Origin of the sequence: Streptomyces sp. NPDC050546 (assembly GCF_044457425.1) — a bacterium.
Lineage (GTDB): Bacteria > Actinomycetota > Actinomycetes > Streptomycetales > Streptomycetaceae > Streptomyces.
The window spans coordinates 125,412-139,199 of sequence record NZ_JBITGX010000024.1 but is presented as its reverse complement, the minus strand read 5'-3'; the positions used below and the strand labels follow the sequence as shown (position 1 = coordinate 139,199).

5 protein-coding genes, 1 tRNA gene and 1 rRNA gene are annotated in these 13,788 nt (G+C 68.9%); 6 read left to right on the top strand and 1 reads right to left on the bottom strand.

From position 1 onward, the window contains the following. From rrf to ACIBK5_RS39830, 3 genes are all read left to right on the top strand, one after another. Positions 1-92, top strand: a 5S ribosomal RNA gene (gene rrf, locus ACIBK5_RS39840); the annotation flags it as partial. 114 nt (positions 93-206) lie between these two features. Then, positions 207-869 carry a DegT/DnrJ/EryC1/StrS family aminotransferase gene (locus tag ACIBK5_RS39835; protein WP_382498704.1) on the top strand — a complete coding sequence of 221 codons (663 nt, stop codon included), beginning with the start codon at positions 207-209 and terminating at the stop codon, positions 867-869. A 72-nt stretch (positions 870-941) separates the two neighbouring features. Then, positions 942-1,017: transfer RNA gene (locus ACIBK5_RS39830), tRNA-Thr, on the top strand. A 43-nt stretch (positions 1,018-1,060) separates the two neighbouring features. Here the strand turns inward: ACIBK5_RS39830 and ACIBK5_RS39825 are convergent. Continuing rightward, positions 1,061-3,814: a SpoIIE family protein phosphatase gene (locus ACIBK5_RS39825; RefSeq protein ID WP_399027756.1), complete on the bottom strand. Its 2,754-nt coding sequence runs from the start codon at positions 3,812-3,814 to the stop codon at positions 1,061-1,063. 378 nt (positions 3,815-4,192) lie between these two features. Between ACIBK5_RS39825 and ACIBK5_RS39820 the strand changes: the two genes are divergently transcribed. The 3 genes from ACIBK5_RS39820 to ACIBK5_RS39810 all read left to right on the top strand — a co-directional run bounded on the left by ACIBK5_RS39820 (position 4,193) and on the right by ACIBK5_RS39810 (position 13,566). Next, positions 4,193-9,685, top strand: coding sequence for a HAMP domain-containing protein (locus ACIBK5_RS39820; RefSeq protein ID WP_399027754.1), 5,493 nt, complete (start codon positions 4,193-4,195; stop codon positions 9,683-9,685). A 307-nt stretch (positions 9,686-9,992) separates the two neighbouring features. Then, a complete protein-coding gene (locus ACIBK5_RS39815; RefSeq protein WP_399027752.1) occupies positions 9,993-10,673 on the top strand; it encodes a two-component system response regulator in 681 nt (226 codons plus the stop codon). A gap of 127 nt (positions 10,674-10,800) precedes the next feature. Further along, a complete protein-coding gene (locus ACIBK5_RS39810) occupies positions 10,801-13,566 on the top strand; it encodes a DNA translocase FtsK (protein ID WP_399027750.1) in 2,766 nt (921 codons plus the stop codon). Positions 13,567-13,788 lie beyond the last annotated feature (222 nt).

Genomic DNA, 13,788 nt, shown 5'->3' with positions numbered 1-13,788 from the left:
CGCCCGGTTACATTCCGAACCCGGAAGCTAAGCCTTTCAGCGCCGATGGTACTGCAGGGGGGACCCTGTGGGAGAGTAGGACGCCGCCGAACAATCATTGAATGGGTTGGTCCCGTAACTTCGGTTACGGGACCAACCCTTTTTTGTTCCGCGTCACTTGAAGTTCACGTTGCGCGCCCAGCATCCAAAGCATGGGTACTGCTGCAATGCTCAGGGCCGCCGGAGTCGGACTCGGTGACGAGGTCGTCGTGCCGGCCTTCGGGAACGTCGAGGTCGCCGAGGCCGTTGCCATGGCCGGGGCGATGCCGGTGTTCGCCGACATAGATCCTGTCACCTACTGCCTCGACGCCGTCGCTGTGGAAGCGGCGGTAACTCCGCGCACCGCGGCCGTGGTTGTCGTACACCGCTTCGGGCGGCTCGCCGACCTCGCGCGGTTGCACACGTTGGGAGCGCGGCACGGACTGCTCGTGCTGGAGCAGGGAGAGTCCGAGGCGCCGTACGACGAGATAGCTCAGCGCCGGGAGCGTGCGGGCTACCTCGACGCGAAGCTGAGGGGCGTGCGGACGCCGGACGACGGTGACGGGCACACCTATCAGCAGTACGTCGTGCGGGTCCCGGGCAACGGGCGACCGGACCGGGACGCCTTCGCGCGCGCTGTGCGGGCCAAGGGAGTTGAATGCCGGGTGCCGGTGAAGACCCCGGTGCATCGGCTGCCCGAATTCCGGCGGTGTGTTTCTCTCCCGGAGACGGAGCGAGCTGCTGACGAGACGCTCGCGTTGCCGGTCGACGCGACGCTGACCAAGCGGGACATGCAGCGGATCGTGTCCGCCTGCAACGCCCTTGGAGGGCTGCTGCAGCCCGCCTTCTGACGTGGTTGGGAGCACGGGTCTGTTCGGGGTATGATCTATTCCGTTGCCGCGCGGGAAACCGCAACGCGACAGGCCCCTATAGCTCAGTCGGTAGAGCGTCTCCATGGTAAGGAGAAGGTCAGCGGTTCGATTCCGCTTGGGGGCTCCAGCAAAAAAGGCCCCACCCTCCCGGGTGGGGCCTTTCGCATGTCCTAGTCCTTGTGGAGGCCCGGGACACGCATGGCCAGGATCGCCATGTCGTCCGACGGGGCGTCCGACGCGAAGCGTTCCACCGCGCGCATGATGCGGGCCGCGACCGCTCCGGCCGTCAGGCCCGTGCAGGTCGTGAGGACGTCGGCGAGGCCGTCGTCGCCCAGCATGCGGGCGCCTTCGCGGCGTTCGGTGACGCCGTCCGTGACGCACAGGAGGACATCGCCCGGGTCGAGGGTGACCGTCTGCTCGTAGAGCTCCAGGTCCTCGATGACGCCGAGGAGCGGCTGGGGTTCGGCTGCCGGTTCGACCGAGCCGTCCTGGCGCAGGCGCAGCGGGAGCGGGTGACCGGCGCAGACGACCTTCAGTTCGGCGCTGCCGTCCTCCTGGGGCCGCATCTCGCCGTAGAGGAGGGTGAGGAAGCGGCTGCGGGCGCCTTCGTCGAGGATCGCCGAGTTGAGGCGTTCCAGGACCGCCGGGCCGCTGAGGCCCTCGCGGGCCAGGAGGCGCAGGGCGTGGCGGGCCAGTCCCGTGACCGCCGCCGCGTTCGGGCCCGTACCGCAGACATCGCCGATGGCGAAGCCGTAGGCGCCGTCGCTGATGGGGAAGACGTCGTAGAAGTCGCCGCCCACCTCGTTGCCCTCGCCGGCGGCGCGGTAGATGACCTCGACCTCGACGCCCGCGATGACGGGGAGCTCCGGGGGCAGGAGGCTGCGCTGGAGGGACTGGCTGATCGCCGTGCGCTCCGAGTAGAGGCGGGCGTTGTCCAGGGCCAGGGCGGCTCGGCGGGAGAGGTCCTCGGCGAGTTCCAGGATCTCCTGGCGGAAGTGCTCGTCAGTCGGCTTGCCGAGGGTCAGCATGCCGATGACGCGGTTGCGGGCGACCAGCGGGAGGACCACCGTCTCGCCGCCGACGGCGGAGGCTGTGGCGAGGGTCGGGCCGATGCCGGGGGTGACCTGGTGGGTCGGGCCGCCGCTGAGGCCGAGGCTGCGCATGGAGCTGCGCAGGGCCGCCTGGTGGGCCACCTCGCCGGGGGCCGTCCAGACACGGGCACCGGGGGTGGGGACCGGGTCGGGCGGGGGGACCTTCGACAGCAGGGACTTGATGCCGTCGATGAGTTCCTCGTCCTCGTGGAGGACGTAGGAGAGGTAGGGCTCGGAGGCCTGGTGGGCGATCGTGTAGACGGCACACCAGGTGGCGAGGGTGGGGACCGTCATCTGGGCCATGAGGGCGAGGGTCTGGTCGCGGTCGAGGGTTCCGGCGAGCAGGTCGGATGCCTCGACCAGGAAGTTCAGGGAGCCGCGGCGCAGGCGCTCCAGTTCGCCGAGGCGGGCCGATTCGACGGCGAGGGCGATGCGGTCCGCGGCGAACTGGAGGCGCAGGGCTTCCTCGTTGGAGTATCTGCCGGAGGCCTCGGCGGCGACGCCCAGGGAGCCGGTGAGGCGGCCCTCGACCTTCAGCGGGACCGTGACGACCGAGCGCATGCCCGTGCCGTTCAACAGCGGTACCGCGCCGGGGACCGCCGTCAGGTCGTCGTGGACGGCCGGCATGCGGGCGGACCCGTAGCGGCCGGAGCCTGCCTCGACCGGGACGCGGGCGAAGCGCTGGCGGGCGGAGGGCAGGCCCGTGGAGGCGCGGACTTCCAGTTCCGTCTCGTCGTCGGTGGCCAGCAGGAGGAACGCGGAGTCGCCGTCGAGCATGTCACGTGCGCGTTCCACCGTGCGTTGGAGGAGGCCGTCCAGGTCGTCCGGGGCGGGGTAACCGATGAACACCTCGAAGGGGTCGGTGCTCTGGCCGTCGGAGGTGGTGGAGGTGTCGGAGGCGGCGACGCGCAGGGGGGTCTGCAGAACTGCCCGTTCGTGGTCCCGTACCAGGAGGCACACGGTTGACGGTTCGCCGCCGGTGTCGCGGACGCGCAGGTGGGAGGCGTAGACCGGGGTGACGCGGCCGGTGGCGGCGCGGATGCCGTAGCTGCCCTCCCAGCGGGAGAGCTGGAGGGCCTCGGCGATGCCGGTGCTGGTGCCCGGGGTGTGCGGCCAGGCCGCGAGGTCGGTGAGGGGCTTGCCGGTGACCTGCTCGGCCGGGTAGCCGAAGAGTTCCTCGGCGTCCTCGCTCCAGGCGGTGATGTGGCCGGTGCGGTCGATCTGGACGACGGCCACGCGGACTCGGCCGTCGGCGAGGGGGAGGAGGTCGGCGGGGAGGGCCGGTCCGGCCGCTCGGGTGCCCACCGCGCGTGCGGGCAGGTCCAGTTGGAACCAGACGGTCTTGTGCGTGGGGGTGTACTCGACGCCCCAGCGGCCGGCGAGGGCCGCGCAGAGCTGGAGGCCGCGGCCGCCCTCGCGGTCGGGGCTGCCCATGTTGATGGCCGTGGCCTGGAGCGGGATCTCGCGCTCGGGATACCGGTCGGCCACCTCGATGCGCACACCGTCGTCGCTGCGCAGGCACAGCAGGTCGGCGGAGGTGCCGGCGTGGACGACAGCGTTGGTCACCAGTTCGCTCGTGAGAACCACGGCGTCGTCGACGATGTCGGCGAAGCCCCAGCCCTGGAGGGTGTCGCGAACGAAGGAGCGGGCGCTCGCGACCGAGCGCCCGACGGGCTCGAAACTGGCGGCCGCGCGCGCGGTGATCACAGAACTCCTTGACCGGTTCTCGACGTGCTGGGCTGCGTGGCCGACCGGCTCGCGCCGCTGGTGCGGCAGGCTGCCCGTCGGCCGGGGGTCCGGGGGCTGTCCCCCCGGGATCAGTCCGGTGGTCATGTGTGCGGCCGCCCCTCCGATGCCCGCTCGTCTTCGTGCCACCGCCCAGGCCGGACGGACCGGCGCGGCTGGACAGCCGGATGCAAGGTTACTTACCTTCGCGGTCCATTCGGATGCCGGTCTGCAGTGTTTCCGTCCGGAGGGTGTGCGGACGATGTGCGAAGCTGCCGAACTGTTATGGCCTGGTTCGGCCAGGGTGAAACACTGGGCAAGCTTCTTGTGAAGGTCCGGGCAGGCTGAGTGCCCAAGGCGTACGGCGGGCAGCAGCCCTCTGGCAAGAGCCTGATATGCAGGGCAGAGAATACGCAGTAGTAACTGGTACGCCGAGCGCGGTACCCGAGCACAGCAGTGACGGTCGACCCCTGCGGGAGGGACACAGTGGAGTCTGGCGCAGCGACGCGTGGCACAAAGACGCGCGCGAAAGGCGGACAGTCCCCGAGCAACCAGGGCAAACAGTCCCCGGGTAACCAGGGCAAAGCGCGCAATGGCACCACCGAGGTGGATACGGCGGCCCTGAACCGTCTGATGGCGGCCCTGGTGTCGATGCGGGACGGGAACTTCCGCAAGCGGCTCACGGTGTCCGGGGACGGCGTGATGGCCGAGATCGCGGCCGTCTTCAACGAAGTGGCCGACCGCAATCTGCATCTGACGGGCGAGCTGGCCCGGGTGCGGCGGATGGTGGGCCGTGAGGGCAAGCTCACCGAGCGGCTGGAGACCGGGGCCTGCGAGGGCTCGTGGTCGACGGCGATCGACAACTCGAACGCCCTGGTGGACGATCTGGTGCGGCCGGTTTCCGAGGTCAGCCGGGTGCTGTCCGCGGTGGCCGAGGGTGATCTGTCGCCGCGTATGGAGCTGCGGACGCAGGCTCCGGACGGGAACGGGCATCCGCTGCGCGGCGAGTTCCTGAAGGTCGGACGGACGGTCAACAACCTGGTCGACCAGCTGTCGACGTTCACCGACGAGGTCACGCGTGTGGCCAGTGAGGTGGGCACCGAGGGCAAGCTGGGCGGGCAGGCCCGTGTGCGTGGCATGTCGGGTTCGTGGCGAGATCTCACGGACTCCGTCAACACGATGGCGTACCGGCTGACGGCCCAGGTGAGGGACATCGCGCTGGTGACGACGGCGGTCGCCAAGGGTGATCTGTCCCGGAAGGTCACTGTCCAGGTGGCCGGCGAGATGCTGGAGCTGAAGAACACCGTCAACACGATGGTGGACCAGCTGTCGGCGTTCTCCTCCGAGGTGACCCGGGTGGCCCGTGAGGTGGGCACCGAGGGCGCGCTGGGCGGACAGGCGCAGGTGCCCGGGGTCGCCGGTGTGTGGAAGGAACTCACCGACTCGGTGAACACCATGGCCGGCAACCTCACGGCCCAGGTGCGCGGGATCGCCGAGGTGACGACGGCGGTCGCCAACGGTGACCTGTCGCGCAAGGTGACGGTGCAGGCGCGCGGAGAGGTCGCGCAGCTCGCCGACACGATCAACCAGATGACCGAGACGCTGCGGATCTTCGCCGACGAGGTCACGCGTGTGGCCAACGAGGTCGGGGCCGAGGGGCAGCTCGGCGGACAGGCGAACGTGCCGGGCGCGGCGGGGACCTGGAAGGACCTGACGGACTCCGTCAACACCGTCTTCCGGAACCTGACCACCCAGGTGCGGGACATCGCCGCCGTGACGACGGCGGTGGCCAACGGTGATCTGTCGCAGAAGGTCACCGTCGATGTGGCCGGCGAGATGCTGGAGCTGAAGAACACCGTCAACGGGATGGTGGACCAGCTGTCCGCGTTCGGTGCCGAGGTCACGCGCGTGGCCCGGGAGGTCGGTGTCGAGGGTGAGCTGGGCGGTCAGGCGCAGGTGCCGGGCGCGGCCGGTACGTGGAAGGACCTGACGGACTCCGTCAACACGGCGTTCCGGAACCTCACCGGACAGGTACGGAACATCGCGCAGGTGACGACGGCGGTCGCCAACGGTGACCTGTCGCAGAAGGTCACGGTCGACGTCTCCGGCGAGATGCTCAAGCTGAAGAACACCGTGAACACGATGGTGGACCAGCTGTCGTCCTTCGCCGACCAGGTGACCAGGATGGCCCGGGACGTGGGTACGGAGGGCCGCCTGGGTGGTCAGGCCCAGGTGGACGGCGTGTCGGGCACCTGGAAGGAGCTCACGGACTCCGTCAACTCCATGGCCGGCAACCTCACCTCCCAGGTGCGCAACATCGCTCAGGTGACGACGGCCGTCGCCCGCGGCGACCTGTCGCAGAAGATCGATGTCGACGCGCGCGGGGAGATCCTCGAGCTGAAGAACACCATCAACACGATGGTCGACCAGCTCTCGGCCTTCGCCGACCAGGTGACCCGGGTGGCGCGTGAGGTGGGTACGGACGGCCGGCTGGGCGGTCAGGCACAGGTGCCTGGTGTCGCCGGTGTGTGGCGGGACCTGACCGACTCCGTGAACGGCATGGCGTCCAACCTGACCGGCCAGGTGCGCAACATCGCGCAGGTGGCCACGGCGGTGGCCCGGGGTGACCTGTCGCAGAAGATCACCGTGGACGCGCGCGGGGAGATCCTGGAGCTGAAGAACACCCTGAACACGATGGTGGACCAGCTGTCGTCCTTCGCCGAGGAGGTCACGCGTGTGGCCCGTGAGGTGGGTACGGAGGGCATCCTGGGCGGCCAGGCCGAGGTGCAGGGTGTCTCCGGCACCTGGAAGGACCTCACCCAGTCCGTGAACGGCATGGCGAACAACCTGACCATCCAGGTGCGCAACATCGCCGAGGTCACGACCGCGGTCGCCCGGGGCGATCTGTCGAAGAAGATCACCGTCGACGCCAAGGGCGAGATCCTCGAGCTCGTCACGACCGTCAACACCATGGTCGACCAGCTGTCCTCGTTCGCCGAGCAGGTGACCCGGGTGGCCCGTGAGGTGGGCACCGAGGGCATCCTGGGCGGACAGGCGCACGTGCCGGGTGTCACGGGCATCTGGAAGGACCTGAGCGACAACGTCAACCTGATGGCCAAGAACCTCACCACACAGGTGCGGAACATCTCCCAGGTCTCGGCGGCGGTCGCCAACGGTGACCTGACACGGCAGGTCACCATCGAGGCGCGCGGTGAGGTCGCGCAGCTCGCCGACACCATCAACACGATGGTGAAGACACTGAGTTCGTTCGCCGAACAGGTGACCAAGGTGGCCCGTGAGGTGGGCACGGACGGCATCCTCGGCGGGCAGGCGCATGTGCCGGGTGTGGCCGGTACGTGGAAGGACCTCACCGAGTCCGTGAACGGCATGGCGTCCAACCTGACCGGCCAGGTGCGCAACATCGCCATGGTGACCACGGCCATCGCCAAGGGTGACCTGACGAAGAAGATCGACATCGACGCGCGCGGCGAGATCCTGGAGCTGAAGACGACCATCAACACGATGGTCGACCAGCTGTCCTCCTTCGCCGAGGAGGTCACCCGGGTCGCCCGCGAGGTGGGCACCGAAGGGCAGCTCGGCGGACAGGCACGTGTGCGTGACGTCGACGGGACGTGGCGCGACCTGACCGAGTCCGTGAACGAGATGGCCGGGAACCTGACCCGGCAGGTGCGTGCCATCGCGCGCGTGGCGACCGCGGTGACCCGTGGCGATCTGAACCTGAAGATCGACGTGGACGCGTCCGGGGAGATCCAGGAGCTGCAGGACTACATCAACAAGATGATCGCCAACCTGCGCGACACCACGATCGCCAACAAGGAGCAGGACTGGCTCAAGGGCAACCTGGCCCGGATCTCCGCGCTGATGCAGGGGCGCCGCGACCTGGAGGACGTGGCCTCGCTGATCATGAGCGAGCTGACGCCGGTGGTGTCCGCGCAGCACGGCGCCTTCTTCCTGGCGATGCCGCTCGTCGACGGCGAGGACAAGAACGCGGCGGGGGACGACCAGTACGAGCTGCGCATGCTCGGTTCGTACGGCTACTCGATGGGCTCCATGCCGACGTCGTTCCAGCCCGGTGAGGCGCTCATCGGGACGGCCGCGACGGAAAAGCGCACGATCCTCGTGGAGAACGCGCCCAGCGGCTATCTGAGGATCTCCTCGGGGCTCGGTGAGGCACCGCCCGCGCAGGTGATCGTGCTGCCGGTGCTGTTCGAGGGCAAGGTGCTCGGGGTCATCGAGTTGGCCTCCTTCACACCCTTTACGCAGATCCAGAGGGATTTCCTCAACCAGATCGCCGAGATGATCGCGACGAGCGTCAACACCATCTCGGTCAACACCAAGACCGAGCTGCTGCTGGCGCAGTCGCAGGAGCTGACCGAGCAACTGCGGGAGCGGTCGGCGGAGTTGGAGCAGCGGCAGAAGGCCCTCCAGGCGTCCAACGCCGAACTGGAGGAGAAGGCCGAGCTGCTGGCCCAGCAGAACCGCGACATCGAGGTGAAGAACACCGAGATCGAGGAGGCGCGGCAGGTCCTGGAGGAGCGCGCCGAGCAGCTCGCGGTGTCGATGCGCTACAAGAGCGAGTTCCTGGCGAACATGTCGCACGAGCTGCGTACGCCGCTCAACTCGCTGCTGATCCTGGCCAAGCTGCTCGCCGACAACGCCGAGGGGAACCTCTCCCCGAAGCAGGTCGAGTTCGCCGAGACCATCCACGGGGCCGGTTCCGACCTGCTCCAGCTCATCAACGACATCCTCGACCTGTCGAAGGTCGAGGCGGGCAAGATGGACGTCTCCCCGACGCGGATCGCGCTCGTGCAGCTCGTGGACTATGTGGAGGCCACGTTCCGCCCGCTGACCGCGGAGAAGGGCCTCGACCTGTCGGTGCGGGTGTCGCCGGAGCTGCCCGCGACGCTGCACACCGACGAGCAGCGGCTGCTGCAGGTGCTGCGCAACCTGCTGTCGAACGCGGTGAAGTTCACCGACTCGGGGTCGGTGGAGCTGGTCATCAGGCCGGCGCGGGACGACGTGCCGCAGCGGATCCGGGAGCAGCTGCTGGAGACCGGGTCGCTGACCGACCCGGACGCCGAGCTGATCGCGTTCTCCGTGACGGACACCGGGATCGGTATCGCCTCCAGCAAGATGCGGGTGATCTTCGAGGCGTTCAAGCAGGCCGACGGCACGACCAGCCGCAAGTACGGCGGTACGGGCCTCGGGCTGTCCATCTCGCGGGAGATCGCCCAGCTGCTCGGCGGTGAGATTTACGCGCAGAGCGAGACGGGCCGCGGCTCGACGTTCACGCTGTACCTGCCGCTGCACCCCAGTGAACTGCCGCCGCAGGGCTACCAGCAGCAGCTGCCCGCCCTGGAGGCCGGTGACCTGGTGACGTCGTCGTCCGATCTGTCGGAGCTGTCCGAGGCGGAGGTCGACACGCCGGCGGAGGTGAAGTCGTACCGCGACACGCAGAACGGACCGGCGGCCCTGTTCCGGCGGCGCCGCAGGATGCCCGAGCTGCCGCGCCCCGCGCAGCCGGAGCAGTGGACCCCCGCTGAGCCGGAGGTGCTGCCCAAGCCGCAACGCGGCATCCGGTTCGGCGGCCAGAAGGTCCTGATCGTCGACGACGACATCCGCAACGTCTTCGCCCTGACCAGTGTCCTGGAGCAGCACGGCCTGTCCGTGCTGTACGCCGAGAACGGCCGTGAGGGCATCGAGGTGCTCGAGCAGCACGACGATGTCGCGGTCGTCCTGATGGACATCATGATGCCCGAGATGGATGGGTACGCGACGACCACGGCGATCCGCAGGATGCCGCAGTTCGCCGGGTTGCCGATCATCGCGCTGACCGCGAAGGCCATGAAGGGCGACCGGGAGAAGGCGATCGAGTCGGGGGCTTCCGACTACGTCACGAAGCCGGTCGACCCGGATCACCTTCTCGCGGTGATGGATCAGTGGATGCGAGGGGAATGAGGGGAACGTCGGGTCGTCACGCAACCGTGGCGGGAAGGTTCGGTGTTCACGCGGAGTTGCCGACTCCATGCGCGCATAGTCGTGTAGAAGTACAAGATCTGGGGAACCTTCTGGTCTCCTGCCGCGTTTCCGCTACGTGCACAGTGACATCACGGTGACAGGGTGTGGCGACAGGCAGGGTGCGGCTACGATGACCGGCACAAGGACGGGCGACGTAAGGGAGTCGTCCCCTGGGGCGGCACCGACCGGTGCGTCCTCAGGTCCTGCGGACAGGGGAGGCCCCACGCCGGGGCGAGGAGGGCGGGCCATGGTGCAGAAGGCCAAGATCCTCCTGGTCGATGACCGGCCGGAGAATCTGCTGGCGCTGGAGGCGATCCTCTCTGCGCTCGATCAGACGCTGGTGCGGGCATCGTCCGGGGAGGAAGCACTCAAAGCACTGCTCACGGACGACTTCGCGGTCATTCTGCTGGACGTCCAGATGCCGGGCATGGACGGCTTCGAGACAGCTGCGCACATCAAGCGGCGTGAGCGGACCCGGGACATCCCGATCATCTTCCTCACGGCGATCAACCACGGCCCGCACCACACCTTCCGGGGTTACGCGGCGGGCGCGGTCGACTACATCTCCAAGCCGTTCGACCCGTGGGTGCTGCGCGCGAAGGTCTCCGTCTTCGTCGAGCTGTACATGAAGAACTGCCAGCTGCGTGAGCAGGCGTCGCTGCTGCGGCTCCAGTTGGAGGGCGGCGACAAGAGCGCGGGCGGCGAGGCCAAGGAGTCTGCCGGGCTGCTCGCCGAGCTCTCTGCCCGGCTCGCGGCCGTCGAGGAGCAGGCCGAGGCGCTGACCAAGCAGCTGAACGACGAGTCGACGGACGCGGCCGCGGTGGCCACGGCGGCTCATCTGGAGCGCAAGCTCACGGGGTTGCGGCGGGCGCTGGACGCGCTGGAGCCGGGCACCGGGAGCACGTCGCCGGTGTCCTCGCAGAACTGACGCGCGGGCGGGCCAGGTTGCCCGTCCATGAACGCGCGTCAGTTTCGCGCCTCTCCCGGAGCGACACGAACGGGTGAAGCTGTGGGCACACGTGTCCCCTGCCGTCTCCACCGGTAACCTCACACCCATGGCCTCACGTTCCTCCGCAGCCAAGAAGCCGCCCGCGAAGAAGGCGGCCGCTTCAGCGAAGGCTCCGGCGAAGAAGGCCGCTGCCAAAAAGGCTCCCGCGAAGAAGGCGCCCGCCAAGAAGGCCGCGGCGAAGAAGCCCGCGCCCAAACCGGCACCCAGCCCGACCGGAGGCATCTACCGGCTCGTGCGCGCCGTGTGGCTCGGGGTCGCGCACGCCGTCGGTGCTGTGTTCCGCGGCATAGGGCAGGGCGCCAAGAACCTCGACCCGGCGCACCGCAAGGACGGTGTCGCGCTGCTGCTGCTCGGCATCGCGCTGATCGTCGCCGCGGGCACCTGGGCCGATCTGAAGGGCCCTGTGGGCGATCTGGTCGAGATCCTGGTGACCGGCGCCTTCGGCCGGCTCGACCTGCTCGTGCCGATACTGCTCGCCGTCATCGCGGTGCGGTTCATCCGCCACCCGGAGCAGCCCGAGGCCAACGGACGCATCGTCATCGGTCTGTCCGCGCTCGTCATCGGCGTGCTCGGCCAGGTCCACATCGCCTGCGGCTCGCCCGCGCGCGGCGCCGGCATGCAGGCCATAAGGGACGCCGGCGGGCTCATCGGCTGGGCCATGGCGACGCCCCTGTCGTACGCCATGGGCCATGTGCTCGCCGTACCGCTGCTCGTGCTGCTGACGGTCTTCGGGCTGCTGGTCGTCACGGCGACCCCCGTCAACGCCATTCCGCAGCGGCTGCGGCTGCTCGGGGTGCGGCTCGGGATCGTCCGCGATCCGGCCGAGGACGAGTTCGACGAGTTCGGCGAGGACGACGAGCGCTACGAGGAGCAGTGGCGGGAGGCGCTGCCCGCCCGGCCGCGTGGCAGGCGCACGCCGGCGCCCGCGGAGTACGACCCCGACAGTGCCGAGCGGGAGGCCCTCTCCCGGCGCCGCGGCCGTCCCCGGCGGTCCGCCGTGCCGCAGCCGGACATGAACCGGCCCATGGACGCGGTGGACGTCGCCGCCGCGGCCGCCGCCGCGCTCGACGGTGCCGTCATGCACGGGATGCCGCCCTCGCCGATCGTCGCCGACCTCACCCAGGGCGTGACGGTGGGGGACCGCGAGGCGACCACGCCGACGCCCGTCCCGGCCGCACGTCCCGAACAGGACAAGGCCAGGTCCAAGCAGGACAAGCTCAAGCAGGCCAAGCCCGAGCAGGAGAAGCCGAAGGCGGGCGTGCGGGACCTCACCAAGGCTCCGCCCTCCGAGCCCCGCGACCTGCCCCCGCGCGCGGAGCAGTTGCAGCTCTCCGGCGACATCACGTACTCCCTGCCGTCGCTGGACCTGCTGGAGCGCGGTGGTCCGGGCAAGGCGCGCAGCGCCGCCAACGACGCCGTCGTCGAGTCGCTGACCACCGTCTTCACCGAGTTCAAGGTGGACGCCAGTGTCACCGGCTTCACCCGCGGGCCGACGGTCACGCGCTACGAGGTGGAGCTCGGCCCCGCCGTGAAGGTCGAGCGGATCACCGCGCTGACCAAGAACATCGCCTACGCCGTCGCTTCCCCGGACGTGCGGATCATCAGCCCGATCCCCGGCAAGTCCGCGGTCGGTATCGAGATCCCGAACACGGACCGGGAGATGGTCAACCTCGGTGACGTACTCCGTCTGGCGGAGTCCGCGGAGGACGACGACCCGATGCTGGTCGCCTTCGGCAAGGACGTCGAGGGCGGCTTCGTCATGCACTCGCTGGCGAAGATGCCGCACATGCTGGTCGCCGGCGCCACCGGCTCCGGCAAGTCGTCCTGCATCAACTGCCTGATCACCTCGATCATGATGCGGGCGACCCCCGAGGACGTGCGGATGATCCTCGTCGACCCCAAGCGGGTCGAGCTGACCGCCTACGAGGGCATCCCGCACCTGATCACGCCGATCATCACCAACCCCAAGCGCGCCGCCGAGGCGCTCCAGTGGGTCGTACGCGAGATGGATCTGCGCTACGACGACCTGGCGGCCTACGGATACCGCCACATCGACGACTTCAACCGGGCCGTGCGCGAGGGCAAGGTCAAGCCGCCCGAGGGCAGTGAACGGGAGCTCCAGCCGTACCCCTATCTGCTGGTCATCGTCGACGAGCTGGCCGACCTGATGATGGTCGCGCCGCGGGACGTCGAGGACGCGATCGTGCGCATCACCCAGCTCGCGCGCGCGGCCGGCATCCACCTGGTGCTCGCCACGCAGCGGCCGTCGGTCGACGTCGTCACCGGTCTGATCAAGGCGAACGTGCCGTCGCGGCTCGCCTTCGCCACCTCCTCGCTGGCGGACTCCCGCGTCATCCTCGACCAGGCGGGCGCCGAGAAGCTCATCGGCAAGGGCGACGGGCTGTTCCTGCCGATGGGAGCCAGCAAGCCGACCCGTATGCAGGGCGCCTTCGTGACCGAGGAGGAGATCGCGGGCGTCGTGCAGCACTGCAAGGACCAGATGGCGCCCGTCTTCCGGGACGACGTCACCGTCGGCACCAAGCAGAAGAAGGAGATCGACGAGGACATCGGCGACGACCTCGACCTGCTGTGCCAGGCGGCCGAACTGGTCGTCTCCACGCAGTTCGGGTCGACGTCCATGCTCCAGCGCAAACTCCGCGTCGGCTTCGCCAAGGCCGGGCGGCTGATGGACCTCATGGAGTCCCGGAACATCGTCGGGCCGAGCGAGGGTTCCAAGGCGCGTGACGTTCTTGTGAAGCCTGATGAGCTGGATGGCGTGCTCTCGCTGATCCGGGGGGAGTCTGAAGGGTAGGGAAGCGGGACGTGGTCGCCTCGCGGGGTGTGTACGGCAATCGGGTGTCCGGATCGTGACTCACCCGTTAGGGATCATTGAGCAACCGTTTCCCTCCGGCGTACGTCAAGTTGAGGGAGGCGAAAAGGACCGACCCCACCATCGGAATGTCGGGCCATTCCGATGGCGTACAAAGTGACTCCGCCCGGTTGCCCCACCCTTTCCAACCCCCCCTAGACTGAA

Excerpts from the sequence above, each read along its gene's own strand:
- ACIBK5_RS39815 (WP_399027752.1), top strand. The coding sequence starts at position 9,993 with ATGGTGCAGAAGGCCAAGATCCTCCTGGTCGATGACCGGCCGGAGAAT.
- ACIBK5_RS39835 (WP_382498704.1), top strand. The coding sequence starts at position 207 with ATGCTCAGGGCCGCCGGAGTCGGACTCGGTGACGAGGTCGTCGTGCCG.
- ACIBK5_RS39810 (WP_399027750.1), top strand. The coding sequence starts at position 10,801 with ATGGCCTCACGTTCCTCCGCAGCCAAGAAGCCGCCCGCGAAGAAGGCG.
- ACIBK5_RS39825 (WP_399027756.1), bottom strand. The coding sequence starts at position 3,814 with ATGACCACCGGACTGATCCCGGGGGGACAGCCCCCGGACCCCCGGCCG.